30 protein-coding genes and 1 pseudogene are annotated in these 24,260 nt (G+C 69.6%); 16 read left to right on the top strand and 15 right to left on the bottom strand.

Going from position 1 to position 24,260, the window contains the following annotated elements:
• Positions 1-885 (top strand): aminotransferase class IV (locus VME70_14265; protein HTW21364.1); only part of this gene is annotated, 885 nt, incomplete at its 5' end.
• Here VME70_14265 and VME70_14260 read toward each other — a convergent pair.
• Positions 850-2,031, bottom strand: coding sequence for a CoA transferase (locus VME70_14260; protein ID HTW21363.1), 1,182 nt, complete (start codon positions 2,029-2,031; stop codon positions 850-852). The genes VME70_14265 and VME70_14260 overlap by 36 nt on opposite strands.
• Positions 2,032-2,379: 348 nt before the next feature.
• Entirely contained in the window at positions 2,380-3,846 is a 1,467-nt protein-coding gene (locus tag VME70_14255; protein HTW21362.1) for an MFS transporter, read from the bottom strand.
• A gap of 102 nt (positions 3,847-3,948) precedes the next feature.
• Between VME70_14255 and VME70_14250 the strand changes: the two genes are divergently transcribed.
• Complete coding sequence (locus VME70_14250) at positions 3,949-4,884, top strand: helix-turn-helix transcriptional regulator (protein ID HTW21361.1); 936 nt, start codon at positions 3,949-3,951, stop codon at positions 4,882-4,884.
• Here the strand turns inward: VME70_14250 and VME70_14245 are convergent.
• The 6 genes from VME70_14245 to VME70_14220 all read right to left on the bottom strand — a co-directional run bounded on the left by VME70_14245 (position 4,867) and on the right by VME70_14220 (position 10,313).
• Positions 4,867-5,472, bottom strand: coding sequence for a nucleotidyltransferase family protein (locus VME70_14245; GenBank protein HTW21360.1), 606 nt, complete (start codon positions 5,470-5,472; stop codon positions 4,867-4,869). The genes VME70_14250 and VME70_14245 overlap by 18 nt on opposite strands.
• Before the next feature lie 10 nt (positions 5,473-5,482).
• The gene (locus tag VME70_14240; GenBank protein ID HTW21359.1) at positions 5,483-6,976 is read right to left on the bottom strand and encodes a HAMP domain-containing sensor histidine kinase; all 1,494 of its coding nucleotides are present in this window, start codon (positions 6,974-6,976) and stop codon (positions 5,483-5,485) included.
• Positions 6,973-7,719: a response regulator transcription factor gene (locus tag VME70_14235; protein HTW21358.1), complete on the bottom strand. Its 747-nt coding sequence runs from the start codon at positions 7,717-7,719 to the stop codon at positions 6,973-6,975. The genes VME70_14240 and VME70_14235 overlap by 4 nt, the downstream gene beginning before the upstream one ends.
• A 78-nt stretch (positions 7,720-7,797) precedes the next feature.
• Positions 7,798-8,700, bottom strand: a complete 903-nt coding sequence (locus VME70_14230) for an undecaprenyl-diphosphate phosphatase (GenBank protein HTW21357.1) — start codon at positions 8,698-8,700, stop codon at positions 7,798-7,800.
• Between the two features lie 27 nt (positions 8,701-8,727).
• Positions 8,728-9,957, bottom strand: a complete 1,230-nt coding sequence (locus tag VME70_14225) for an RNA polymerase sigma factor (GenBank protein ID HTW21356.1) — start codon at positions 9,955-9,957, stop codon at positions 8,728-8,730.
• On the bottom strand, positions 9,954-10,313 hold the full coding sequence (locus VME70_14220) for a YciI family protein (protein HTW21355.1): 360 nt from the start codon (positions 10,311-10,313) through the stop codon (positions 9,954-9,956). The genes VME70_14225 and VME70_14220 overlap by 4 nt, the downstream gene beginning before the upstream one ends.
• 117 nt (positions 10,314-10,430) lie before the next feature.
• On the opposite strand from VME70_14220, the gene VME70_14215 reads away from it, so the two are divergent.
• Positions 10,431-11,165 carry a PIG-L deacetylase family protein gene (locus VME70_14215; GenBank protein HTW21354.1) on the top strand — a complete coding sequence of 245 codons (735 nt, stop codon included), beginning with the start codon at positions 10,431-10,433 and terminating at the stop codon, positions 11,163-11,165.
• 6 nt (positions 11,166-11,171) lie between these two features.
• Here VME70_14215 and VME70_14210 read toward each other — a convergent pair whose 3' ends face one another.
• Positions 11,172-12,914: an EAL domain-containing protein gene (locus tag VME70_14210; protein HTW21353.1), complete on the bottom strand. Its 1,743-nt coding sequence runs from the start codon at positions 12,912-12,914 to the stop codon at positions 11,172-11,174.
• Between the two features lie 225 nt (positions 12,915-13,139).
• Here VME70_14210 and VME70_14205 point away from each other — a divergent pair, with 225 nt between their 5' ends.
• From VME70_14205 to VME70_14145, 13 genes and pseudogenes are all read left to right on the top strand, one after another.
• The gene (locus tag VME70_14205) at positions 13,140-13,382 is read left to right on the top strand and encodes a hypothetical protein (GenBank protein HTW21352.1); all 243 of its coding nucleotides are present in this window, start codon (positions 13,140-13,142) and stop codon (positions 13,380-13,382) included.
• Between the two features lie 27 nt (positions 13,383-13,409).
• Positions 13,410-14,285 carry a xanthine dehydrogenase family protein subunit M gene (locus VME70_14200; GenBank protein HTW21351.1) on the top strand — a complete coding sequence of 292 codons (876 nt, stop codon included), beginning with the start codon at positions 13,410-13,412 and terminating at the stop codon, positions 14,283-14,285.
• Between the two features lie 2 nt (positions 14,286-14,287).
• Positions 14,288-14,833, top strand: a complete 546-nt coding sequence (locus tag VME70_14195) for a (2Fe-2S)-binding protein (GenBank protein HTW21350.1) — start codon at positions 14,288-14,290, stop codon at positions 14,831-14,833.
• 4 nt (positions 14,834-14,837) lie between these two features.
• Positions 14,838-17,228 carry an aerobic carbon-monoxide dehydrogenase large subunit gene (locus VME70_14190; protein ID HTW21349.1) on the top strand — a complete coding sequence of 797 codons (2,391 nt, stop codon included), beginning with the start codon at positions 14,838-14,840 and terminating at the stop codon, positions 17,226-17,228.
• A 26-nt stretch (positions 17,229-17,254) separates the two neighbouring features.
• Positions 17,255-17,839 carry an SRPBCC family protein gene (locus VME70_14185; protein HTW21348.1) on the top strand — a complete coding sequence of 195 codons (585 nt, stop codon included), beginning with the start codon at positions 17,255-17,257 and terminating at the stop codon, positions 17,837-17,839.
• Between the two features lie 11 nt (positions 17,840-17,850).
• On the top strand, positions 17,851-18,108 hold the full coding sequence (locus VME70_14180) for a hypothetical protein (protein HTW21347.1): 258 nt from the start codon (positions 17,851-17,853) through the stop codon (positions 18,106-18,108).
• Positions 18,109-18,146: 38 nt separating this feature from the next.
• Positions 18,147-18,350, top strand: coding sequence for a hypothetical protein (locus VME70_14175; protein HTW21346.1), 204 nt, complete (start codon positions 18,147-18,149; stop codon positions 18,348-18,350).
• Positions 18,351-18,365: 15 nt separating this feature from the next.
• Positions 18,366-18,554 carry a DUF1059 domain-containing protein gene (locus VME70_14170; protein ID HTW21345.1) on the top strand — a complete coding sequence of 63 codons (189 nt, stop codon included), beginning with the start codon at positions 18,366-18,368 and terminating at the stop codon, positions 18,552-18,554.
• A 4-nt stretch (positions 18,555-18,558) separates the two neighbouring features.
• Entirely contained in the window at positions 18,559-18,837 is a 279-nt protein-coding gene (locus tag VME70_14165; GenBank protein ID HTW21344.1) for a hypothetical protein, read from the top strand.
• Positions 18,838-19,140, top strand: coding sequence for a hypothetical protein (locus VME70_14160; protein HTW21343.1), 303 nt, complete (start codon positions 18,838-18,840; stop codon positions 19,138-19,140).
• A 4-nt stretch (positions 19,141-19,144) separates the two neighbouring features.
• Positions 19,145-19,525, top strand: coding sequence for a hypothetical protein (locus VME70_14155; GenBank protein ID HTW21342.1), 381 nt, complete (start codon positions 19,145-19,147; stop codon positions 19,523-19,525).
• 62 nt (positions 19,526-19,587) lie between these two features.
• Positions 19,588-20,292 carry a VC0807 family protein gene (locus tag VME70_14150; protein ID HTW21341.1) on the top strand — a complete coding sequence of 235 codons (705 nt, stop codon included), beginning with the start codon at positions 19,588-19,590 and terminating at the stop codon, positions 20,290-20,292.
• A 91-nt stretch (positions 20,293-20,383) separates the two neighbouring features.
• Positions 20,384-20,572: pseudogene (locus VME70_14145) on the top strand (trehalase-like domain-containing protein).
• A 207-nt stretch (positions 20,573-20,779) separates the two neighbouring features.
• Here the strand turns inward: VME70_14145 and VME70_14140 are convergent.
• The 6 genes from VME70_14140 to VME70_14115 all read right to left on the bottom strand — a co-directional run.
• Complete coding sequence (locus VME70_14140; GenBank protein ID HTW21340.1) at positions 20,780-21,223, bottom strand: hypothetical protein; 444 nt, start codon at positions 21,221-21,223, stop codon at positions 20,780-20,782.
• Positions 21,220-21,504, bottom strand: coding sequence for a hypothetical protein (locus VME70_14135; GenBank protein HTW21339.1), 285 nt, complete (start codon positions 21,502-21,504; stop codon positions 21,220-21,222). Before VME70_14135 ends, VME70_14140 begins: the two co-directional genes overlap by 4 nt.
• A 14-nt stretch (positions 21,505-21,518) precedes the next feature.
• Entirely contained in the window at positions 21,519-22,658 is a 1,140-nt protein-coding gene (locus VME70_14130) for a VWA domain-containing protein (GenBank protein HTW21338.1), read from the bottom strand.
• Positions 22,659-22,660: 2 nt separating this feature from the next.
• Positions 22,661-23,536, bottom strand: a complete 876-nt coding sequence (locus VME70_14125) for a MoxR family ATPase (GenBank protein ID HTW21337.1) — start codon at positions 23,534-23,536, stop codon at positions 22,661-22,663.
• Positions 23,537-23,554: 18 nt separating this feature from the next.
• Positions 23,555-23,821 (bottom strand): hypothetical protein, encoded by a 267-nt coding sequence (locus VME70_14120; protein ID HTW21336.1) that lies wholly within the window; start codon positions 23,819-23,821, stop codon positions 23,555-23,557.
• A 108-nt stretch (positions 23,822-23,929) separates the two neighbouring features.
• On the bottom strand, positions 23,930-24,260 hold a 331-nt coding region (locus tag VME70_14115), incomplete at its 5' end, for an EAL domain-containing protein (GenBank protein HTW21335.1).

Raw genomic sequence — 24,260 nt, 5'->3', positions numbered from 1 at the left:
GAGCGAAACCGCGACCTGATCGTCAACGTCAACGGCCGGCTCACGCATCGCGACCAGGCCGGTGTCAGCCCGTTCGACTCCATCGTGCAGGGCGGCGACGCAGTGTGGGAAGGGCTGCGCCTCTACGACGGGCGGATCTTCGCCCTCGATGAGCACCTCGCGCGGCTGCGGCGCTCGGCGACGGCACTCGCCTTCGTGGAGCTGCCGAGCGACGAAGAGATCGTCGAGCAGATCCGCCGCACCCTGGAAGCCAACGCGATGACCGACGGCGTGCACATCCGGCTCACGCTGACCCGCGGCCTGAAGATCACCAGCGGCATGGACCCGCGGCTCAACCGGAGCGGACCGACCCTGATCGTCCTTGCCGAGCACAAGCCACCGGTCTACGACCGCTCCGGGATCTCCTTGGTCACCGCGTCGATCCGGCGTTCGTCACCGGACGTCCTCGACCCGAAGATCCATCACAACAACCTGCTCGGCTCGATCCTCGCGAAGATCGAAGCGAACGCCGCGGGCGCCGACGACGCGATCATGCTGGACAGTCGCGGCTTCATCGCCGAGACGAACGCGACCCACCTGTTCTTCGTCGCCGACGGAGTGCTCTGTACGTCGACCACGGTCGCCTGCCCCGAAGGGATCACCCGGGCGACCGTCCTGGTACTGGCCGGTGAAGCAGAGCTGGAGGTTGCGGTCGGCGACTTCTCCCTGCCGCAGCTCTACAGCGCGTCAGAGGCATTCGTGACCGGCACGATGGGCGAGCTGGCCGCCGTACGCTCGGTCGACGGGCGGGCGATCGGCACTGCGCCGCCCGGTCCGGTGACCACAGAGCTGAGCGATGCGTTCGCGACGCTAACCGCGAAGTCCGGCACCCGCGTCGTCGGCTAGCCAGGCACGGATCTCCGCGGAGTCTGCACCGAGCGGTGGCGGCGGGCGCCGATAGCCGACCGGGCTGGCGTCGAGTCGCAGCGGGCTGGCGAGGGTTGCGACCTCGCCCTCCGAGGTGTCGAACCGCACGACCGGGTCGAGCCCGAGCGCCTGCGCGAGCTCGACCGCGCCGCCCATCCGGTTGACCGGGCCGCACGGCACGTTGCGAGCCTGCAACCGGGCGGCCCAGCCGGCCGCGGTGTCGGCCCGCAGTGCCGACTCGAGGATCGACCCGAGCTCGTCGCGGTGCGCAACCCGCTCGGGATTCGTCGCGAACCGCGGGTCGTCGCCGAGCTCCGGTCGCCCGAGCTCGGTGACCAGGTCGCGGAACTGCCGGTCGTTGGCGGCCGCGATCGCAATCGGCCCGTCACCGGTCGCAAAGGTCTCGTAGGGCGTGATGCTCGGATGCCGGTTGCCCATCCGGCCCGGCTCCGGCGCGCCGTTGACGAAACCGGTCGCCAGGTTGACCTGCGAGCTGAGCATGCTCGACAGCAGGTTGACCTCGACCCGCTGCCCGAGCCCGCTGCGCTCGCGTTCGTGCAGCGCAGCCAGGATTCCGATCGTCGCGTGCAGACCGGTCAACACGTCGGCCACCGGAGCGCCCACCTTGGTCGGCTCACCGCCGGCCGGCCCGGTGACGCTCATCAAACCGCTCGCGGCCTGGATGACGAAGTCGTAGCCAGGCAGGTTGCTTCCACCGCCGAACCCGGTGATCGAGCAGTAGACCAACCGAGGGTTGTGCGCTCGCAGCGCATCGTCGTCGAGGCCGAAGCCGGCCAGCTTTCCGGGCAAGAAGTTCTCGATCAGTACGTCGGCCCGCCGGGCGAGGGTCTGCGCCAGCGCCCGGTCTGCCTGATTCGCGAGATCCAGCTCGACGCTGCGCTTGTTGCGGTTGACGCTGCAGTAGTACGCCGCGAGCGACCCGACGTACGGCGGTCCCCACTGCCGGGTCTCATCGCCGACCCCGGTTCGCTCCACCTTGACCACGGTGGCACCGAGGTCGGCCAGGAACATGCCGGCGATCGGACCCGCGAGCGCGCGGGAGAAGTCGGCGACCAGCACCCCGTCGAGTGCGGCGGCGCGCGCGGGCTCGGTCTCCCCTGACATCGCGAGCTCCTCCGGTTCCTTCACCACCGCGCACAGGTCGATCGCCCGGCGTTCGGCCATGACGACCATCACGCCGATGGGCGATGCCGTCGTCGCACAGCATGCCGTGGCCCGGGACCTTGGTCCCGGGCCACCCGGGCCTTCGGCGCCGCCGACCGATGACCTTGCGCTCTGCGTCGGCGTACCGGAACGCGCCGAGACTCACCCCATTGCCGGACCGGACGACGGAGGTGAACCTCGATGAAGCAGGTGCAGGTCAAGCGCCCCACCAAGACCCGCGAGGTCGAGACCGACCTCCGCACCCCGTCCGGCCAGCCGCTGCCCTTCTGACCGCGCGACTACGCGCGACTACGCGCGTTGCGTCGCAGGCAGGGCACGGCTCCCGACCGCGAGGATCCCCGCGACCAGCGTCTGCAGCGCCAGTACGGCGACGACCGCGTGCAGCGGTCCCATCCGCCCGACCGGCGACAGGCTCAGGAATGCGCTCCCGATCGTTGCGACGCCGAGGGCGAGCGCGGTCTGCTGCGTCGTCGTCAGCACGCCGCTGCCCGCGCCGGCGGACTCGATCGGCACGTCGGAAAGCACGACGCGGATCAGCGGGCTCATGATCAAGCCCTGACCGGCACCCATGATCAGCAGCCCGGGTGCGAGATCGGTAGCGGTCACGGCCGGCCACGCGGTCTCGAGTGCGGCGATCACGACCAGCAGGCCGACCAGTTGGATCGCTGCGCCGGCTCCGATCACAGCGCGCCCGTAGCGAGCCACCAGCCGGGTCGTGGCCAGCGATGTTGCGAGGAACGCGACCGCGAGCGGGGCCATCGTGAGCCCGGCACGGATCGGGGTGAAGCCCAACACGCCCTGGGTGATGAGGGTGTAGACGAACATGAACGCCCCGAACGTTCCGAAGAACATCACGGCGAGGGCGAGCCCGCGCAACATGCTCGGCTGGCGCACCACGGACGGCGGCACCAGCGGCGAGCCGCCGCGACGCTCCAACCGCAGCTCGGTTCGCGCGAACGCGGCGGCGCCGACAGGGGCGAGCGCAAGCATCGCCACTGACCACAGCGGCCAGTGCAGCGCGCGGCCCTCGGTCAGCGGCACGAGCACCGCGATCAGCGTCGCGCCGAGCAGCAGGGTTCCGACAACGTCGATGTGATGCCGGCGCGACGACCGGGTTTCGGGAACCCGCCGTGCGGCGAGCACCAGCCCGACCAGGCCGATGGGTACGTTGACGAAGAAGATCGCGCGCCAGCCGGTGCCGGCGATGTTGGCCGACACCAGCGCGCCACCGAGCACCTGCCCGGTCACTGCCGCCAGGCCGCCGGTCGCGCCGAACCAGCCGAGCGCACGCGATCGCGAGTGCACGTCGCCGGTCGCCTGGATCGTCGACAGGGTCTGCGGGACCATCATCGCCGCCGCCGCGCCCTGCAGCACCCGCGCGACGACCAGCGCCGGCGCGCTCGGCGCGAGGCCGCACAACAGGGAGGTTGCGGTGAACGCGGCGATGCCGGTGAGGAACAGCCGGCGCCGGCCGTGGGTGTCGCCGAGCCGCCCGCCGAGCACGAGGAGCACGGCGTACGCCGTCGCATAGCCGGACACGACGAGCTCGAGCACGCCGCTCGACGCATGAAGGTCGGTACGCATCGTGGGGAGCGCGACGTTCACGATGAAGAAGTCGGTGATCGGCAAGAGCACGCCGACCAGAACGGTGATGAGACCGGCCACGGACAGCTCCGGGACCGGAGGTTCGAACGTCTCCGGGCGGGGCGGCACGCTGCGCGGCAGCCGTTCGGAGAGGGTAGAAGCGGTAGTCATGGGTACCACTCTCGGCGGGCGCGGAGCCTGGTACCAGACCGTGGTTATCCTGGTATTCCCAGCAACTGGCACCGGGGTGGGAATGGGGGCATCCTGGTACCCATGAGCACGACCATCGAGTCAAGCGCTGACCTGATCGACCCGTTCCCCACCGTAACGACGGGGTCCGACACCCAGCCTGCCGCCGAGCTCGAGGCACTGCGCCGCCGGGAGCTGGCCGCATTCCTCCGCAGCCGCCGCGAGCGGCTGAGCCCGGACCAGCTCGAGCTGCCGAGCCACGGCCGGCGGCGGACGCCGGGGCTGCGCCGCGAGGAGGTGGCCCAGCACGCCGGTGTGGGTGTGACTTGGTACACCTGGCTCGAGCAGGCCCGCGACATCCACGTGTCCGAGCAGGTGCTGGATGCGATCGCCCGCACGCTGCTGCTCGACCCCCACGAGCGCAGCCACCTGTTCACCCTCGCCGGCTCGCCCCTCACCGTGACCGGGCCGGACAGCATGCCGCTTTCGGAGCCGGTGCGGACGTTGCTCGCGAAGCTCGACCCCTACCCGACCTGCGTGACGAACGGTCGCTACGACCTGCTCGCCTACAACCGGGCCTACACGGTCCTGATGGGCGACCTCGACTCGCTGCCGTTCCAGGACCGCAACAGCATGTGGCTGCTGTTCACCAACCGCGAGTTCCGCGACCCGGTGCCGGACTGGGAGTGCGTGGCCCGCCGGCTGGTCGCGCAGTACCGCGCAGCGATGGCCGAGCACGTGGGAGAACCGGTCTGGAAGTGCCTGGTCCGCAGGCTGCAGGATGCCTCACCTGAGTTCGCCGAGATGTGGCGCCGGCACGACGTGGCCGCGCCGGAAAACGTCACCAAGCGCCTTCGGCATCCGCAGCTCGGAGCGCTGCAGTTCTCCTCGACCAATCTCTGGCTCTCGCAGCGGCTCGGCGTCCGCCTGCTCACCTACACGCCGGACGATGCGGAGACGCTCGCCGCACTGACCCGCGCTGCCGACGTCGAGCCCCGCTCGCTACTCGAGGCCGGCTAGATCCTCGGGCGTGTCCACGTCCGCAGCGCTCGCGACATCCGCGCACTCGACCGGTACGACGATCTCCGGGTGCGCCTGTAGCCACGGCCTGGCTCCGATGTCGCCGGTGACGGACTCGACGACCGAGGCCCACACCGAGCGGTCGAACAGCACCGGGTTACGCGCCCGCCCGGCGTACGTCGCGACCGCCACCTGCGCACCCGCACGCCACGCCGTTTGCAATCGGTTCAGAGCAGCGGCCGACACCAGCGGCTGATCGACCAACAGCAACACGGCGGCGCCGGCCCGCGTCTCCTGTGCGGCCGAGAGCCCGGCCGTGAAGGACGCACTCATCCCCTGTTCCCAGTCCGCGGCGATGACCGGCTCGGCCCCGTCAAGACTCGCGGTCGCCAGCACGCGCTCGGACTCCGCGCCGAGCACGACCAGCACCGGATCACATCCGGCGGAGGCGGCCAGCCTGATCGCCCGCTCGACCAAGAGCTCGCCGCCGAGCGATACCAAGGCCTTCGGCGTACCCATCCGAAGCCCCGCACCGGCCGCAAGCACCACGGCCGCGACGTCGCCCTGTCGGGTGCCGACCTCCGTCATGGCGCAAACCCTAGAGCGGCAGCCGCACACTGACCGTCGTGCCATCGGCACCGCTGGCCAGGCCGACCGAGCCCCCGTGCGCCCTCGCGACCGCCTCGACGATCGCCAGACCGAGCCCGCTGCTGCCGGTCTCGGGCGCGCGCACCGAGTCGGCGCGGTAAAAGCGCTCGAAGACCCGCGCTTGCGCAGCACCGGGGATGCCCGGTCCGTTGTCGCTGACCCGGAGCTCGATCATTCGAGCCGCGTCATCGGCCGTCACCTCGAGCCGGACGACGGTGCCGGCGGGAGTGTGCACGCGTGCATTGGTGAGCAGGTTGTTGACCAGCTCGCGCAGCCGATGGTCGTCGCCCGTGACCAGCACCGGCTCCGGTGGAAGGTCGAGGAGCCACCGGTGGTCGCGGCCGGCGACGCGCGCGTCGCTCACCGCGTCGATCGAGATGCGGCTGAGGTCGACCGTCTCCTTGGCGAGCTCGCGACCGGCGTCCAGCCGCGCGAGCAACAGCAGGTCGTCGACCAGAACGCCCATCCGCCCGGCCTCGGACTCGATCCGGGCGAGCGCAGCCAGCAGCGAAGCGGGTAGCTCCTCCGGGCCGTGCCGCACCGACTCCGCGTGCCCGCGAATCGACGCGACCGGTGTCCGCAGCTCATGGCTGGCGTCAGCGATGAACCGGCGCAGCCGCTCCTCCGAGTCCCGGCGGGTGATCAGGCTCGCCTCAACGTGGTCGAGCATGTGGTTGAAGGCCAGCCCGAGCTGTCCAACCTCGCTGCCCGGATTGGGGGTCGCCACCCGTGATCGCAGCATCGGTTCGCTGTCCGTGAGAGGGGTCGCTGCTACCTCGCGCGCGGTGGCCGTGATCCGCGCCAGCGGCCGGAGTGAGAACCCGACCAGCCATCCGCTGGAAGCCGCGGTCGCCACGAGTACGACGGCGAACACCACGAGCTCGACGGCGAGCAGTTCGGCCAACGTCTCGTGGACCGGCTTCAGCGGCAGGCCGACGACGAGGCGCTCGCCGCCGGCGGCCGGGTAGGCGCGCAACCGGTAGTCGCCGAGCCGGCCGAGATCGTAGGAGCGGAAGTGCCGGGTCGAGACACCGAGCAGCAGCGCCCGGTCGGCGGCGGGCAGCGCCGGCGGCTCGCGCCGGCCGACGATGCCGAAGCCGGTGATGCGGGAGTCCTGGATTCGCGCGCCGAGGGTGCCGACCTGCTGGCCGCGTTCGTCGCCGAAGCCGTCGTCGAAGTCGCCGTCACCGTCACCGTCTCGCGGACTCGTGCCCTTGCTCTGCGCAGCGGCGACGTACCGTGCGCCCGCGACGTTCAGCTGCTGGTCCAGCCGGCCGGTGAGGAAATGACTCAGCGCGAAGACGGTCACTACCCCGATGACTGCGAAGGCGATCAGCAGCACAGCAAGCAGGCTGGCCAGCACCCGGAAGCGCAGCGTGCGCCGGTCCCACCATCGTGCGGCCGGTTGTGCACCGGCTGCCGCTGGCGCGCCGGTCTGAGTCACTGAGCCGGGCGGAGAACGTATCCGGCGCCCCGCACGGTGTGGATCATCGGCGTCCTTCCGGCGTCGACCTTCTTGCGCAGGTAGGAGATGTAGAGCTCGACGACATGCGCCTGGCCGCCGAAGTCATAGTCCCAGACCCGATCCAGGATCTGCGCCTTGCTGAGCACGCGGCGCGGGTTCCGCATGAGGTAGCGCAGCAGCTCGAACTCGGTGGCGGTCAGCTCGATCCGGTCGCCGCCGCGAAACACCTCGTGCGCATCCTCGTCGACGCTCAGGTCGCCGACCGTCAACAAGGTCGGGTTCGGGCCATGGGTCATCCCTGCTCGGCGCAGCACCCCACGCAAGCGGGCCAACACCTCCTCGAGGCTGAACGGCTTCGTGACGTAGTCGTCACCACCTGCGGTGATGCCCGCGACTCGGTCCTCGACCGAGTCGCGCGCGGTGAGGAACAGCACGCACACCTTCTGGTTGTCCCGGCGCAGCGACTCGAGGACTGAAAGACCGTCGGTGTCCGGCAGCATCATGTCGAGCACCACCGCGTCGGGGCGCAGCCGCCGCGCGATCGTCAACGCCTCGACACCGTTGCCCGCGGACTCGACCTCCCAGCCCTCGTACCGCAGGACCCGCGTCAGCAGCTCGGCGAGGCTGGGTTCGTCGTCGACGACCAGGACCCGGACCGGGCTGCCGTCGGCGTGCCGGAGCCGCTGCGCCGCATCACGTGCACCCACCCCGGTCGTGCTCACCGATCCAGGATGTCGCAGCCCGACGACCGCGGATCCCTTCCGCGGCTCTGAGTTTCCTCTGAATCCGGTGCGACTCGATCAGCCGAACCGGATGATGCTGGCGACGCCGAAGAGCAGGCAGTAGACCGCGAACGGCGTGAGGTTGTTGCTGCGGAAGTAGCGGGCAAGGAAGCGGGTCGACAGGAACGCGCCGATGAAGGCCGCGACGGCGCCGCCGAGTGCCTGCACCCGGATCCCGTTGCCGAGGTGCCCGGTGAAGTCGGGGATCTTCAGCACGCCGGCCGCGAGGATGATCGGCGTCGCGAGCAGGAAGGCGAACCGCATCGCCTGCTCGTGGTCGAGGTCCCGCGCCAGCCCGGCCACCATCGTGATGCCCGAGCGGCTGATCCCGGCGAGAAGTGCGAGCACCTGGGCCAGGCCGATCCATCCGGCGTCGACCGGCCGCAGCCTCGTCACGACCGCGGCATCGACCGCTTCGCTGGTGTGGTCGCTCCCGGCCTCGAGCCCGCCGCGGGCCAGGCTTCGCCGGCGCAGCCACTCACCGCCGAACAGCACGAAGCCGTTGATCGTCAGGAAGATGGCCGCCGCCAGCGGCTTGGCGAAGACGACCCGAAGCTCGTGCTCCAGCAACAGCCCCGTGATACCGGCCGGGATCGTGGCAATGACCAGCAGCCAGGCGAGTCGCTCGTGCACGGTCTCGATCCGGCGCCGTGCAATCGACCGGAACAGCGCTCGGACGATGTCCACCCACTCGCGCCAGAAATACACCAGCAGCGCCAGCGCGGTCGCGACGTGCAGCACGACGATGAAGGCGAGGTACGGCGACTCCCCCGTCGACTCGTCGCCCACGGTCTGCGCCCAGCTGCCGCCGATCCAATGGGGCACGAGCACGGCATGGCCGAGGCTGGACACCGGGAACAGCTCGGTCACGCCCTGAATCGCCCCGATGACGATCGCCTGCAGATAAGTCAGGTGATGCACTACTACAGTCTGCCGTAGTTCGGTCGGTCAGCCGATGACATCCCCCAACTGCCGGCTGAGAAAGTCCTGCTCAGCGGGGTTCGCGGTGAGCTCGAGCGCCGCTCGGTACGCTGCGGCCGCCTCATGCGGCCGATCGAGCCGGCGCAGCACGTCGGCCCGGATCGCGTGAAAGAGGTAGTAGCCACCGAGGTCGAGCTCGTCCACGACAGCCAACGCAGCCGCCGGCCCGCTCACCTCGCCCACCGCGACCGCGCGATTGAGCGCGACGACAGGAGTCGGCTGGACCAGGAACAGCTGGTCGTACAGCGCCAGGATCTGGGCCCAGTCCGTGTCTTGCGCGCATGCCGCGTCGGTGTGCACCGCGTTGATCGCCGCCTGAATCTGGAACGGTCCGGGCCGCCCCCGGGCGAGACACCGGCGGACGAGCACGTGCCCTTCGTCGATCAGCTCGCGATCCCACTGCGATCGGTCCTGGTCCGGCAGCCGGACCAGGGCACCCGCGTCGTCGGTGCGTGCAGGGCGCCGCGCCGCGATGAGCAGCATCAGCGCGAGCAAGCCCAGGGCTTCCGGCTCGTCCGGCATCAGCTCGACCAGCAGCCGGCCGAGCCGGATCGCCTCCGCGCTCAGGTCGTCGCGAGTGAGCACCGGCCCGCGGCTGGCGGCGTACCCCTCGTTGAAGATCAGGTAGACGACGGCCAGCACGGACCGCAGCCGGTCCGGTAGCTCCGACTCGCTCGGCACGCGGTACGGGATGCCCGCGGTCGCGATCTTGCGTTTCGCCCGGACCAGCCGCTGGGCCATCGTCGGCTCCGGCACCAGGTAGGCGCGCGCGATCTCCTCGGTCGTGAGCCCGCCGAGCAACCTGAGCGTGAGCGCGACCTGCGCGGTCTCGGCAAGCGAGGGGTGGCAGCAGGTGAAGATCAGCCGGAGCCGGTCGTCGTCCACCGGTCCCACCTCCCTCGCGCTCTGGTCCGCCTCGTGCAGCCGGACCGCCTGCTCCTGCCGGGCGCCGCGCGAGGCCTCGCGGCGCAGGTGGTCGATCGCCCGGTTGCGGGCGGTCGTCGTGATCCAGGCACCGGGGTTCGGGGGCAAGCCGGTCTGCGGCCAGCGGGCGAGCGCGACGGCGAATGCGTCCTGGACCGCTTCCTCGGCGAGATCGATGTCGCCGAGGAAGCGGATCAGGGTGGCGACGCAGCGCCCGTACTCCGCCCGGAAAACGGTCCCGATCTGGTCCGGACCGACGGCGCCCTGGCTCACTCCGCCTCGGGCATGTCCTGGAACGGACGGACCTCGACCGGCCCGTGGCAGGCGCGGCTCGCGTCGGTCGCCAGCGCGAGCGCGGTGTCGAGATCCTCGGCCGTGATCACCCAGAATCCGCCGACGTGCTCCTTACCCTCGGCGAACGGGCCGTCGGTCGTGGTGACCTCGCCGCCGGCGGTCCGCACGACGGTCGCGACGTCCGGCGGGTAGAGACCGCCGGCGAACACCCACCGTCCCTCGTCCTGCAGCCGCTGGTTGAAGGCGTCCACGTCCGCGTAGACCTGCTGGGTCGCGGCGGGGTCGTGCGGCGGTTGGCCGTCGACCAGGTGCACCGTCATCAGGTACTGCTTCATGGGCTACTCCCTTCGATGCGGACCGGCCGGTTCCGATCCTCTACTCCGGCTACGAACGCCTGGCCGCCGGATCGACACCTCGCCACTGGTTTCTTTTCCGGCGCTAGGGTCCGGATCATGACCGAAGAGATCAGCTTCCTCGAAGCGTTCGACGAGTCGTGGTCGAGCGCGCTCGCGATCGTCGCGCACCCGGACGACCTCGAGTACGGCACAGCGGCGGCGGTCGCGCGCTGGACCGACCAGGGCAAGCGAGTGGTGTACTGCCTCGCGACGAGCGGCGAGGCCGGCATCGACTCGATGCCGCCCGCGCAAGCCGGACCGCTGCGCGAGGAAGAAGAGCGTGCGGGAGCGGCGCTCGTCGGCGTCGACACGGTCGAGTTCCTGGGTTACCCGGACGGCGTCGTGCAGTACAGCCTCGAGCTGCGGCGAGACGTCGCCCGGGCGGTACGCCGGCACCGCCCCAACGTCGTGATCTCCGGCAACCACCACGAGTCGTGGGGACCGGGCATGTTGAACCAGGCCGACCACATCGCAGTGGGCCGTGCCGTCATCGACGGGGTGCGGGATGCGGCCAACCGCTGGGTCTTCACGGAGCTGGCCGACGAAGGGCTCGAGCCCTGGCATGCCGACTGGCTGCTGATCAGCGGCAGCCCCGATGCCACCCACGGTGTCGACGTCACCGACCACTTCGCGACCGGCGTCGCGTCGCTGCGCGCCCACGACGCCTACCTCAAGGGTCTCGGCGGGGGCCCGATGTCGAACCCCGAGGAGTTCCTCGAGTCCTTCGCCCGGTCGACCGGCACCCGGCTGCGCTGCCGGTTCGCCGTTTCGTTCGAGGCCATCCGGCTCTGATCGCGGTCAGCCGGCGGGTTGCGTGACCTCGCCGTCGCGTTGCACCGGGAGCTCGTCCGCCACGCCGGTGCCGTCGAGCAGACCGCCGATGTCGCCGGCCGGACGCGGGCGGGCGAAGAAGAACCCCTGCGCCAGCCGGCAGCCGAGGGACTGGAGGGCCTCGAGCTGCACCTCGTCCTCGACCCCTTCGGCGATCGCATCGATCTCGAGCGCCGACGCCATGTCGATGATCGAGCGCACCAACGCCGCTGAGCGGGCATTGCCGCCGAGCGGGTCCACGAAGCTGCGATCGATCTTGAGGATGTCGACCGGGTACTGGTCGAGGTAGGCGAGCGAGCTGTAACCGGTGCCGAAGTCGTCGACCGCAACCTTGACGCCGAGCTGGCGCAACGCGGCGAGCCGCGATCGCGCGAGCTCGGTGTCCTTGAGCAGCAGGTTCTCGGTGATCTCTATCACCAGGGTCTCGGGGGGCACGCCGGATGCCTCCAGCGCCGCCGCTGTGCTCTGCACCAGCTCGGGATCGTGCAGCTGGCGCGGCGAGAGGTTCACCGCGATCGACAGCGGGCGCCCGCTCGATGCCTGCCAGGTCGCGGCGTCGCGGGTCGCCTGCTGGATCACCCAGCGCCCGATCGGCACGATCAGCCCGGTGTCCTCTGCAACGTCGATGAACTCGGCCGGAGCCAGCAGCCCGCGGTTGGGGTGGTCCCAGCGGATCAGCGCTTCGACCCCCACCACCGTCAAGGAGTCGAGATCGATCAGCGGCTGGTAGTGCAGCAGGAAGTCGCCGTGGTCGACGCTGCGGCGCAGCTCGGTCTCGAGCCGGAGCCGGGTCATGACCCGGTCCTGCATCGATCGCTCGAAGCTGACCACGCGGTTCTTGCCCTCGGCCTTCGCGCGGTACATCGCGACATCGGCGTCCCGCATCAGGTCCTGGCTGTCGCGGGCGTCCGTCGCGTGGACCAGCCCGATGCTCGCGCTGATCGCGACCGTGCTCCGGGACAGCACGAACGGCGTACTGATTGCTGAGAGTACCCGCTGCGCGGCGATGAGCGCCTGCTCGTGATCCACGCCCTCCAGCAAGATGGCGAACTCGTCGCCGCCGAGCCGGGCGCCGACATCATTGGGGCGCAGGGATCCGCGCAGCCGCCGGGCGACCATCGTGAGCAGCTCGTCGCCGAGCGCATGACCGAAGCTGTCGTTCACGGCCTTGAAGCCGTCGAGGTCCAGCAGGAGCAGCGCGATACCGGCGGAGTCGGTCGAGCCCACGTGCAGCTGCTCGACCGCGTCGTCAATCCGGTTGGCGAGGTGCAGCCGGTTCGCAAGGCCGGTCAGCGAGTCGCTGTGGGCGAGCCGGCGAAGGCCGAGCTCGGCCTGCTTGCGGCTGGTGATGTCGGTGACAACGCCGTCGATGATGCGCCGGCCGTCCGGCGGTGACTCGCGCAGCCACATCTGGTCCTGGACCCAGCGGGTCTCGCCGTCCATCCCGACCATCCGGTACTCGACCGAGATGACGTCGTCGGTGTCGGTCGTGGCGGCCGCGAGGTAGGCCGCGCGGTCGTCCGGGTGCACCGCGTCGTTCCAGGCGGTGGTCAGGTCGACGCCTTCGGGCAAGCCGCCGAGGAACAGCTCGATCCCGGGACCGGTGAAGATCTCCTGGTAGCTGCCGTCGGCGAGCACCTCGCCGGTGTAGACGTGGCAGCCGACCCGGGTCAGGAGACGAACGAAGGCGGCGTGCTCAGCCGTCGACATCGGCCGGTCCGCGTCGGCGGGCAGCGTCGGCCGGCGGACCTCCCCGGGTGAGCCCATATCTGTTATCTCGGCCAGCAGGGAGCAAATCCTGACATCTGACGCAACGTTTAGTTCTGCCTGGCTGCGGGCGGCCCGGATGGGCCGAATCGGGGGGTGTCTGAGCAGGCGGTCCCTATGCAATAGTCCATGCACCTGCAACTACCGGGTCCGGGAAGGGCGCGCGACATGCGGATGGAGTCAGACGGTCACAGCCGGGCGAATCCCCGCTTGTACGAGCTGATCGAGAACGCGCCGAAGACCGGAAAGAGCCCCACCGTGTGGGCCTGGCCCGAGCTGATCGACTATCTGAAGATCGCCGGCCAGCCGGTTCAGGGCCCGTGGCCGCCGCACCAGGAACCTCGCCCGGACCCGGTCGCCGAGCCGCTGCCGGTCGCCGTACCGGACCCGGCCGCCCGCAGCCAGGACTGAGCCGCGGCGCCACTCGAGGAGGCTGGTATGTACCCATCCCGGTTCCGGTACGAGGCGCCCCGCTCGCTGTCCGAGGCGATCGACCTGCTGCACGCCGGGGACGGCGAGGCCAAGGTGCTGGCCGGCGGCCAGAGCCTCGTCCCCCTGCTCAAGCTGCGCTTCGCCGCTCCCGAGCTGCTCGTCGACATCAACCGGATACCCGGGCTCGGCTACCACCGGGCCGACGCGGACGGGTCGCTGCACATCGGCGCGCTCTGCCGGCACGTCGACCTCGAGCGCTCGGCCGACCTGCCCGGCGTCGCGCCGACGATGGCGGCCGCCGCCCCGCTCATCGCCGACCCGATCGTCCGCAACCGCGGCACGCTGGTCGGATCGCTCTGCCACGCCGATCCGCAGGGCGACTGGGCGTCGGTCGTCACCGCGCTCGGTGGCCACGTCGTCGCACTCGGCCCGGCCGGTCGTCGCGCCATCCCGATCGCGGACTTCGTCGACGGGCCGTTCCAGACCACGCTGGCCTACGACGAGGTCGCGATCGAGGCGGTCATCCCGGCCCCGCAAGGCACCCGGCTCGGTGGCTATCTCAAGCTCGAGCGGCGGGTCGGCGACTTCGCCACGGCGGGGGTCGCCGTGGCGGTCGAGATCAGCGGTGATCGCGTGGTGCGGGCCGGCATCGGTCTGACCGGGGTCGGCGGGTCGACCATCTCGGCGACCGATGCGGCCGGGGCCCTGGTCGGTCACGGGCTCGGGGCCGACACGATCGGCACCGCGGCCGACCTCGCCGCACAGGCGGCGAAACCGCGTTCGGACCACCGCGGCAGCGCCGAGTACAAACGGCACATCGTGCACACGTTCGTGACCCGCATCCTCACCAAGCTCACCGAGTCCGCGGAGAGGGCCGCTTGACCATGACCAGCCTCTACGAAGAGATCACGCCGGAGCCGGATGCGGGCATCCCGGTGCGCCGCGTGACCATGACGGTGAACGGCGAAAGGCGCGCCGCCGATGTCGAGCCCCGGTTGCTGCTCGCGCACCTGCTCCGGCAGGGCTTCCGGCTCACCGGCACCCACCTCGGCTGCGATACGACGAACTGCGGCGTGTGCACGGTCCTCGTCGACGGCAAGCCGGTGAAGAGCTGCACGATGCTCGCCGTGCAGGCCGACGGTTGCGACGTGCTGACCGTGGAGGGGCTGGCGACCGCGAGCGAGCTGCATCCACTTCAAGAGGGCTTCAAGGAGGAGCACGGCCTGCAGTGCGGGTTCTGCACGCCGGGCATGATGCTGGCGTCGAAGGCGCTGCTGGACGAGAACCCCGACCCCACCGAGAACGAGGTGCGCTGGGCATTGTCCGGCAACCTCTGCCGCTGCACGGGCTACCAGAACATCGTCAAGTCTGTGCTCTGGGCGGCAGCGAAGCTGCGCGCACAAGCCGGCGACCCGGAAGACGGGAGCTGACGCCGTGACCGCTCAAGCACTCGACGAGATCAAGATCGGCGGGATGGGCGCGAGCCGCAAACGGGTCGAGGACAACCGCTTCATCCGCGGCAAGGGCAACTACATCGACGACATCGTGCTGCCCGGCATGCTGCACATGGAGATCCTGCGCAGCCCGCTCGCCCACGCGCGAATCACCTCGATCGACACCTCGAAGGCCTGGGAGATCCCCGGCGTACGGCTGGTGCTCACCGGCGACATGATGGCGACCCGCAACCTGGCCTGGATGCCGACGCTGTCCTACGACACCCAGGCCGTGCTCGCCACCGACAAGGTCCGCTTCCAGGGTCAGGAGGTCGCCTGCGTCGTCGCAGACGACCCATACATCGCGAAGGACGCCTGCGAGGCGATCGTCGTCGACTACGAACCGCTGCCGGTGATCGTCAACCCCACTCAGGCGAAAGCGGCCGATGCGCCGATCATCCGCGACGACAAGGAGGGCCAGACCTCCAACGTCGTCTTCGACTGGGAGGTCGGCGACAAGGCCGGCACGGACCGGGCCTTCGAGCAGGCCGACCTCGTGTCGAGGATCCAGCTGCACTACCCGCGGTCGCACCCCTCACCGATGGAGCCATGCGGCTCGATCGCCGACTTCAACCGCGCGACCGAGAAGCTCACCGTCTACATGACGACGCAGGCGCCGCACATCATCCGGGCCGCCGTCGCGCTGGTGGCCGAGCTGCCCGAGCACATGATCCGGATCATCTCGCCGGACCTCGGCGGGGGGTTCGGCAACAAGGTGCCCGTATACCCGGGTTACGTCATGTCGATCCTGGCCTCGATCCTGCTCGAGGCGCCGGTGAAGTGGATCGAGGACAAGTCCGGCAACCTGATCTCGACCGGCTTCGGTCGCGATATCTACCTCACCGGCGAGCTGGCGCTGCGCAAGGACGGCAAGATCCTCGCCGTACGTATGCACACCGACTCCGACCACGGTGCGTTCTTCTCGGACGCGCAGCCGTCGAAGTTCAAGATCGGACTGATGCACTCGGCGTTCGCTTGCTACGACATCCCGTACGCGCATCTCACCGCGCAGGGCACCTACACCAACAAGGCGCCGGGCGGGGTCGCCTACCGGTGCTCGTTCCGCGTCACCGAGGCGATGTTCTTCCAGGAACGGATGATCCAGGCCGCAGCCGACGACCTCGGGATGGACCAGGCCGAGTTCCGGCGGATGAACTTCGTCCGCGACGACGACTTTCCCCACCGCACACCGTTCGGATTCCTCACCGACTCGGGGCAGTACGCCAAGTGCCTCGAGGTCGGGCTGGAGGCGATCGGGTACGACAAGTTCCTTGAGCAGAAGGCGGAGGCGGCCAAGCGCGGCCGGCTGCTCGGGCTCGGCATCTCCTGCATGACCGAGCCACTCGGCGCCGGCAACAGCCGCGAGTTCGACATCCTCGGGATCAAGATGTTCGACTCCGCCGAGCTGCGGGTGCACATGACGGGCAAGGCGATCCTGCGTACGGGCGCGAAGACCCAGGGCCAGGGACACGAGACGACGTGGGCGCAGATCGTCGCGCACGAGCTCGGTCTTCCGGCCGAGGACATCACCGTCGAGGAAGGTGACACCGACACCGCGCCGTTCGGCATGGGCACCTATGCGTCGCGCAGCACGCCGGTCGCGGGCGCGGCCGTCGCGATGGTGGCACGCAAGGTCCGGGCGAAGGCGCGCAAGATCGCCGCGCACCTGCTCGAGGTGTCCGAAGAGGACATCGAGTGGGAGCTCGGCCGGTTCTACATCCGCAGTTCGCCCGACCGCGGCGTGACCATCCAGGAGTGCGCGATCGCGGCGTACGCGAACATGCCCGACGGCATGGAGCCGGGGCTGGAGAACGTCGCGTACTACGACCCGCCGAACCTCACCTGGCCGTTCGGCTGTTACATCGCCACGGTCGAGGTCGACCCGCAGACCGGCGTCTGGGACGTCCTCAACGTCGTTGCTGTCGACGACTGCGGTGTTCGGATCAACCCGATGATCGTCGAGGGCCAGATCATGGGCGGGCTGACCGAGGCCTACGCGATGGCCAGCATGCAGTTCATCACCTTCGATGCGGACGGCAACTGCGTCGGTTCGAACTACATGGACTACCTGCTGCCGACCGCCTGGGAGACGCCGGGCTTCGAGCTGCACGAGGTGGTCACGCCGTGCCCGCACCACCCGATCGGCGCCAAGGGGGTCGGCGAGTGCGCGACCGTCGGCGGCCCGGCGGCGTTCGTCAACGCGGTCATCGATGCGCTCTCGGGCACCGGGGTCCGCAACATCGACATGCCGCTGCTCCCGGACCGCGTCTACGAGGCGCTCACGATGCAGCATGACGTCTCCGGCGCACCGCCGGTGAGAACGGACGACTGAGGCGGCGACGTGACGGTGGAGGCGCGATGCTGATCAAGAGCGACTTCGAGGTCGCGCAGTCGATTGACAAGGTGTGGGCCTTCTTCGACGACGTACCGAACGTCGCCGCATGCCTGCCCGGCGCGGAGCTGACCGACGACCTCGGCGACGACAAGTACCGCGGCAAGGTTGCCGTGCGCATGGGCCCGGTGCGGTTGTCCTTCGACGGTACGGCGTCGATCACCGAGCGGGACGACGACGCGAAGCGAATGGTGATCGACGCGGCCGGCGCCGACGAGCGCGGCCGCGGTCAGGCCAGCATGCTGGTCACCGCGACGCTCGCGCCGATCGCTCGTGGCACCAAGGTCGACGTGGTGCAAGACGTTCAGCTCTCCGGCGCCGCGGCACAGTACGGCCGCGGCATGATCGCCGACGTCACTGCGGTGCTGATGCGCGACTTCGCCACCAACCTGCAGAACCGGATCGCAGCGGTCGAGCGCGGTGAGGACCCGATGGCCGTGCGGAACGCCGCCGCAGCGAGCGGCTTCGCGATCGGTTGGCGCGCGATGCGGATGGCACTCGGGCGGGTTTTCCGCCGGTTCTTCCTGCCCTACCAGCCACGCACGAGCTGAGGAGGACGCACATGACGGTCCTGTGGTGGATCGGCAACGTGGTGTTGCTGGTCGCGGTGATCCCGATCCTCGTCGCGTTGCTCAACCGCGTGCTCGCCGCGCTCGAACGCATCCGCGGCGCGACCGATGACATCCTCGCCGGCGGTGTCGCACTCACCGGGCACCTCGACGACGTACCGGAGATGCTCGCTGTCACCGACCGAACGATCGAGGAGGTTTCGGTGGGCGCGGTGCGCTACGCCGGCTCGGTCGCCAAGCTGCTGCCCTGAGAGAGGAGAACGCCATGCCGGCTGTCGCCTGGGTCACCGTGATCCTCGCCGCGCTCATCGTCGCGGCGGCCGCTCTCGGCCTGATCCGTGTGGTGCTGCACCTGAAGGTCATTCGATTCACGCTCGGCACGGTGATCGTCGGCGTCGCGACGGTCGCCGAGCAGACGCGAACCGTGCCCGAAGTGCTGCCGTCGGTCAACGCGAGCCTGAAGCCGGTCCGCGACTTCTGCGAATCGATCTGAGCGGAGGAGCCGACGATGTTCGAGTTCACCTGCGGCAGCCCGGTCTGCAATGCGCGGTTCACCGCGCCGACGAAGGACGCGCTGATGGCGAAGGTGGCCGGCCACGTGGTCGGCAAGCACCGGATCCCGGCCCCGACCAAGTCACTGGTCAGCTTCGTGGTTGCCAACTGCGTCCGCGAGGTTCCGACCGGAAGGGTGGGCTGACCCGATGGATGCCCTACACGTGCTGGCAGCGGCCGACACCTCGACCACCGGCTGGGCAATCGGCTACACGCTCACGATCATCGTGGTGCTGGTGGTCGTCGCGCTCGTCGTACCCATCCTGCTGATGGCGCGCTCGATCGGCGAGGAGGCGAAGATGATCAATGACTCGCTCACCCAGTCGGTCCACAACACCGCGGCGCTGGCGGACCTCAACACCACCATCGAGCACGCGACGGTGATCATCGCCGGGCTCGAACGCGGCCGGCATCGGCTGGGAGGCTAGATGTCTCATCACGTGACCTACCTCGCGCTGACCTCGACCCAGAAGCATCTGTGGTGGGGCGCAATCATCGGCGGCTTCGTGATCGTGCTCGCGGTGGCGGCGCTCCTCACGATCCTCGTCATGCTGTGCCGGACGATCGACCAGCGGGTCGTGCAGGTCCGCGACACGTTGAAGCAGGCTGCGACCAACACCGCCGACACCGCGCTGATCGCCACCGTGGCCGGCGGTGTCGATGCCGTCCTCGCCGAAGGCCTCGAACACCACTTGTTCCTGGGCCGGGTGCTGTCGAAGGTGAGGACCTGACGACATGGTCGCGCTCTCTGTCATCGACATCGTCCTGCTGATCGCAGGGCTCGCCTTCTATCTCTTCGTGGTCGGCGGCCAGCTCAACCGGATCGCGACCAACCTCGAGGAGTGCGCGGAGATCGTCCGCGAGATCGCGGCAAACGCCGAGCCGATCGCTCCCGGCGTCGAGCACATCAACCGGACCGGCGGCGTCGTGGCCGGCGCGCTCCCGCTGCTGTACGGCATGGCGGAGGGCATCGTCGCGGGCGCGACGTTCTCCCCCGAAGCGGCCCACGCCGAGCGACCACCGGCAAAGCCGGCCATGGGCCGCCGCCGCTCCCGCCTGCACGACGCGGTCGGATACGACGTCGAACGGGACAGCGCGACCACTACCGCCGGATAGGGCGAGCTCCCGGTCCCCATGGCAAGCGGTTGGCGACGCCTCGGGCGTCGTAGCGTGCGGTTGTGGACCCAGCCGCTTCGATTCATGAGCAGATCGCCGAAGGACTGCGAGAGCATCCGGCGAAGAAGGGCCTGGGCTTCAACGTCGCGGTCACGGCGGTGGAGATCGGCGGCAGCATCGCGCTGTTCCACCTGGCCCGGCACGAGGGCGCGAGCGAGGTCGCCAGCTATCTGGTGGGGAGCATCGGGCCGGTCGTGGGTGGCGTGATCATCTGGGTCAGGGCCGGCAAGTTCAGCGGAGCCTCGGCCGCGATCTTCGCGTTCGCCGCGATCTCGGCGCTGATTGCGCTGATCGGTGCGACGACGCCCAAGGCGCTGCTGTACAAGGACTGCGGGGTCACTGCACTGATCGGGCTGATCTTCCTGGCCTCCTGCACGGTGGCTCGCCGCCCGATCGTGTTCTACTTCGCCCAGCGTTTCGGCAGCGATGGGACCCACGACGGGATGGCCGTGTTCGACGCTATGTGGACCGAGTACGGCGAGTTTCGGCGCAGCATGTACGTGATCAGCTACCTGTGGGCGGTCGTGTTCGTGCTACAGGCGGCCGGAACCGCGTTGATCATTCGTCGAAGCAGCTACTCGACCGGGTACAACTTCGACCAGATCCTGCCGCTCGTCGCAACCGCCGTAGGCATCGCCGGGTCGGTAGTGATCGGCCGGTACTTCGCCAGCAAGGGCCGAGCTCGGGCAGGCGGGGTCACACCGTGACCGGCACCGGCGGGCACTGCGAGACGGCCGCCGCCCTTCGGTCAAGGATCCCGCGCACGCCAGGTTCCTCGCCCCTTGTCGTCAGCCGGCGATGTCCGACCGACGAGGCGGGCCGCAGGTGAGCACCACGCCGATCGCGGACTACGCGCTTCTGTCGGATCGGCACAGCGCCGCGCTCGTCAGCAAGGCTGGGTCGATCGACTGGTTGTGTCTCCCGCGTTTCGACCGCCCGTCGGTCTTCGGTCGCCTGCTGGACGACGACGCCGGCCACTGGTCGATTCAGGCCACGGGCGCGACGGAGGTCCCGCTCGACGCCGATCCCGGTGCCCGAGGCCGATCCCCGTTTCAGCACACAACCGGGCCACGGTGCGCCCCCGATGAGCGTGGGATCGGCTGACACAACGAGTGCGGCCACCTGGTTGTGTGCAGAAGTGTGCAGAAGCCACCTGACCGCTGACCCCGCGCTCGACAGGCGACGGGTACGCCGTCACCCGTGCGCGTCGGGATCGCGGCCAGTGGTGAGCGGTCCGGTGTTCGGCGCCCGCTCGTAGCTACCGATCCACTCGTCCTTCCAGGTCCGGTCGAACTGTCGCTCGTTGCAGCTTGGCTGATAGATCGCGCCGAGCTCCTGCGCGATCTGCTCGCGATGCGACGGCGTGCCGCCCGGCACCTCGTAGGTCGCGATGTAGACCTTCCACCGGTCGCCGGCCCGCTCGACCCAGCACGCAGACCGCGGATGGTTGAACGGAAACCCCTCCCCGGACAGATCCTCCGAGTGCCCGACGTAGGCAACGGCATAGCGCTCCGGCTCTGTGTCCGGCGACGGCTTGTAGAGAACGGCGAAAACCGCGGCGAGCGCCGGCGCAGTCCAGCCGGCAAGGACCCGCGGTCCCTCGAACGGATAACCCGCCAACGAGCCGAGCCGGATCACCCGACGTCCAGCTCCTCGTCGGCTTCGCTGCCGGCGTCGACCCGTACAACCGGCCACGCCGGCAGCCCGGCCGTGGAAACAGCGGCCGCGAACCGCGCCTTCGCCGCTTCGATGGCGCCGTCGAGGTCGTCCGCCTCGACCACGATCTGTGCGCCGTACCGGTTGGTGCCGATCCCACTCGCGACGCCGCCGTCCGCGGCAACCGCATCGGCGAGCTCGACGACCTCTTCGCGAGTGACGGCGCGGTCACCCTCCGCCTCGACTGCGACGTTCCACCGCACCGCGCAATCCTTGCTCAGCGCAGCGTCGGCAGCAATTCCGCGAGCGTCTCGAGGCTGTCGAGGTCGTGGCCGGACGCGAGCAGGTCGATGTACGGCGCAGCCACCAGCATCCCGAGCGAGCTCGGCCGGAACCCGGGGTCGTCGCCCTTGTGCGGGTTCATCCAGACGATGCGATAGCACAATCGCGACAGCCGCTCCATCGCCGCCGCCAACACCGCGGGATCGCCACGGTCGAGTCCGTCGGAGCAGATCACGACGATGCCGCCTCGTCCGATCCCGCGCCGGCCCCAGTCGCGCACGAACGCCTCGAGTGACGCACCGATCCGCGTCCCGCCCTCCCAGTCGAACACCGCTCGCGCAGCTCGGTCCAACGCGTCGTCCGGCCGGCGCCGCTCGAGCTCCTTGGTGATTCGCGTCAACCGGGTCCCGAAGCAGAACACCTCGACCCGGGTCGTCGCCGCTCGGGCTGAGTAGGCGAACTGCAGCAGAGCACGGGAGTACTCCGCCATCGAGCCGGACACGTCGAGAATCAGGATCAGCTGTCGAAGCCGGCGCTTGCGCTGCCGCCAGAACAGCCGCGCCGGCTCGCCGTGCATCCGCATGGTCTCGCGCGCGGTACGACGGAGGTCCGGCGCTCGGCCCTGTCGGCTCGGCATGCTGCGCCTGGTGTGGCGGCGCGGCGGCTGCAGCCGGATCCGCATCATGATCCGCCGGAGCGCAGTCAGCTCTTCCGGCGTACAAGCGGAGAACGCTTTGTTTTTCAACACTTCTGCGTCGGAGCCGACCAACCCGAGGCGCGCCTCCTGCTCCTGTTGGCGCTCCACACCCGGTTCGGTCTCCGGCACCTCGAGCACGGCGAGCTGATGTGCGGTCGCCTGCATCACCAGGCGAAGCGGATCGGGCACAGCAGACTCATCGCCGAGAAAGAACCGCCGGAAGGCCGCGTCGTACTTCGCGATGTCGTCCCGACGGTTGACCAGCGTCGTACGCCCCGCCCAGTAGAGATCGACGAGATCAGAGGGATCGAGCGCCACCATCGCAGCGCAGTAGGCGAGAACGTCGCCCGAGCCGACCGGGAGGCCGGTCGCCCGAAGCTCGTGCCCGAAGTCGACCAGCATCGCAACGACCGGGGCGTCGGTCGTCCCCCCCGGCACGGTCAGGCCCCGGAGGCGATCTGTTCGATCCGCCCGCCGACCAGCTCGAGGTCGTCGCGTTCCTTCAGCACCGCGCCAAGGGTGTCACCGGCCACGGCCGGGTCGAGCTCGGTTGCGCCGAGCACTTCGAGTGTCCGCACCCAGTCGATCGTCTCCGCGACGCCCGGCGGCTTGGCGAGATCCAATTCGCGCATCCGGTGCACGGCGGCAACCACCTTGCGGGTCAGGTCACGGGACGCGCCCGGCTCGCGCACCAGCACGATCTCGACCTCGCGCTCCGCGCTCGGGTAGCCGATCCAGTGATAGAGGCAACGCCGCTTCAACGCGTCGTGCAGCTCCCGAGTGCGGTTCGAGGTAAGAACCACCAGCGGCTTGGTCTGCGAGGTCACGGTGCCGATCTCCGGGATGCTGACCTGGAAGTCCGAGAGCACCTCGAGCAGGAAGGCTTCGAACTCGTCATCTGCGCGGTCGACCTCGTCGATCAGGAGTACGGCGCGGTCCCCCGCCCGGACCGCTTCGAGCAGCGGGCGTTCCAGGAGGAACTTCGGGCCGAACAGCTTGTCGACCGCCGACTCGTCCTCGACCTGCCGCTCGGACAGCGCGCGGATCGCCAGCATCTGCCGGGCGTAGTCCCACTCGTAGAGCGCCTGGTTGGTGTCGATCCCCTCGTAGCACTGCAGCCGGATCAGCCGGCGTTCGAAGACGGCCGCCAGCACCTTCGCGACCTCGGTCTTGCCCACCCCGACCTCGCCCTCGAGCAGGATCGGCCGGTCGAGCGAAAGGGCGACGAACAGCGCCGTACCAAGCCCTCGGTCGGCGAGATAGCCGCCGGCGCGCAACGCATCGGTCAGGGCGGCGACGCTCCGCGGCCGATCCATCCCGCGCTCCTGCCGACGTCAGCGATCGGAGGACGGGTCGGTGCCGAGCACCAGGTCGCGAACGCTCTGCCCGGAGGTCGACAGCTTGCCCTCGCGTTCCAACCGGTCGCGCCACACCGCGCGCAGGTCGCTGCCCGGCTCGGCCATGCCGTCGAAGCTGAAGTCCTTCATGTTCCGGCACGGCTTCTGTGCGGCGAACTCCGCATCGACGTCCGCGTCCGCGCTCCCGTCCGCGGCCCAAAGGGCGCGCAGCACGGATCGGACGTCGTCGGGCTGCTCGTCCATCGCGACATCCCTTCCGGCGGGCGGCACATCGAGTCCTTGGTCAACTGTAGGCCGACGACAGCGAAGATGCCGGGCCGACCGGGATCGACGGCGGGTGAGCCACCCGGGTCAAGCGGTGGCGGAACCGATCGTCGGCGCCGCACCCGTCGCCGTCCGGTCGCCGAGAAAGCCGCTCATCGCGGTCGCCGACATCGGCCGAGCGTAGAAGTACCCCTGCGCGTCGTCACAGTCGAGCGCGATCACCGCGTCGCGCTGCTGCTCGTTCTCGACGCCTTCCGCGATGACGCCGAGGCCGAAGGTGTGAGCGAGGTTCGTCACCGCGGCGACGACCGTATCGGCCTCCTCGTCGGCACCGATCCCGGCGACGTACTCCTTGTCGATCTTCACGATGTCCAGCGGCATGTGGATCAGATGTCCGAGCGAGGAGTACCCGGTGCCG

The sequence above is a fragment of the Mycobacteriales bacterium genome, assembly GCA_035504215.1.
In the GTDB taxonomy this organism is placed as follows: Bacteria; Actinomycetota; Actinomycetes; order JAFAQI01; family JAFAQI01; genus DATAUK01.
The sequence above is the reverse complement of the archived record's forward strand: the minus strand, read 5'-3'. Positions and strand labels throughout refer to the sequence as shown.

Excerpts from the sequence above, each read along its gene's own strand:
- VME70_14260 (HTW21363.1), bottom strand. The coding sequence starts at position 2,031 with ATGTCAGGGGAGACCGAGCCCGCGCGCGCCGCCGCACTCGACGGGGTG.
- VME70_14245 (HTW21360.1), bottom strand. The coding sequence starts at position 5,472 with ATGACGGAGGTCGGCACCCGACAGGGCGACGTCGCGGCCGTGGTGCTT.
- VME70_14125 (HTW21337.1), bottom strand. The coding sequence starts at position 23,536 with ATGGATCGGCCGCGGAGCGTCGCCGCCCTGACCGATGCGTTGCGCGCC.
- VME70_14255 (HTW21362.1), bottom strand. The coding sequence starts at position 3,846 with ATGACTACCGCTTCTACCCTCTCCGAACGGCTGCCGCGCAGCGTGCCG.
- VME70_14210 (HTW21353.1), bottom strand. The coding sequence starts at position 12,914 with ATGTCGACGGCTGAGCACGCCGCCTTCGTTCGTCTCCTGACCCGGGTC.
- VME70_14205 (HTW21352.1), top strand. The coding sequence starts at position 13,140 with ATGCGGATGGAGTCAGACGGTCACAGCCGGGCGAATCCCCGCTTGTAC.
- VME70_14120 (HTW21336.1), bottom strand. The coding sequence starts at position 23,821 with ATGGACGAGCAGCCCGACGACGTCCGATCCGTGCTGCGCGCCCTTTGG.
- VME70_14185 (HTW21348.1), top strand. The coding sequence starts at position 17,255 with ATGCTGATCAAGAGCGACTTCGAGGTCGCGCAGTCGATTGACAAGGTG.
- VME70_14250 (HTW21361.1), top strand. The coding sequence starts at position 3,949 with ATGAGCACGACCATCGAGTCAAGCGCTGACCTGATCGACCCGTTCCCC.
- VME70_14200 (HTW21351.1), top strand. The coding sequence starts at position 13,410 with ATGTACCCATCCCGGTTCCGGTACGAGGCGCCCCGCTCGCTGTCCGAG.
- VME70_14195 (HTW21350.1), top strand. The coding sequence starts at position 14,288 with ATGACCAGCCTCTACGAAGAGATCACGCCGGAGCCGGATGCGGGCATC.
- VME70_14180 (HTW21347.1), top strand. The coding sequence starts at position 17,851 with ATGACGGTCCTGTGGTGGATCGGCAACGTGGTGTTGCTGGTCGCGGTG.
- VME70_14220 (HTW21355.1), bottom strand. The coding sequence starts at position 10,313 with ATGAAGCAGTACCTGATGACGGTGCACCTGGTCGACGGCCAACCGCCG.
- VME70_14155 (HTW21342.1), top strand. The coding sequence starts at position 19,145 with ATGGTCGCGCTCTCTGTCATCGACATCGTCCTGCTGATCGCAGGGCTC.
- VME70_14160 (HTW21343.1), top strand. The coding sequence starts at position 18,838 with ATGTCTCATCACGTGACCTACCTCGCGCTGACCTCGACCCAGAAGCAT.
- VME70_14165 (HTW21344.1), top strand. The coding sequence starts at position 18,559 with ATGGATGCCCTACACGTGCTGGCAGCGGCCGACACCTCGACCACCGGC.
- VME70_14170 (HTW21345.1), top strand. The coding sequence starts at position 18,366 with ATGTTCGAGTTCACCTGCGGCAGCCCGGTCTGCAATGCGCGGTTCACC.
- VME70_14215 (HTW21354.1), top strand. The coding sequence starts at position 10,431 with ATGACCGAAGAGATCAGCTTCCTCGAAGCGTTCGACGAGTCGTGGTCG.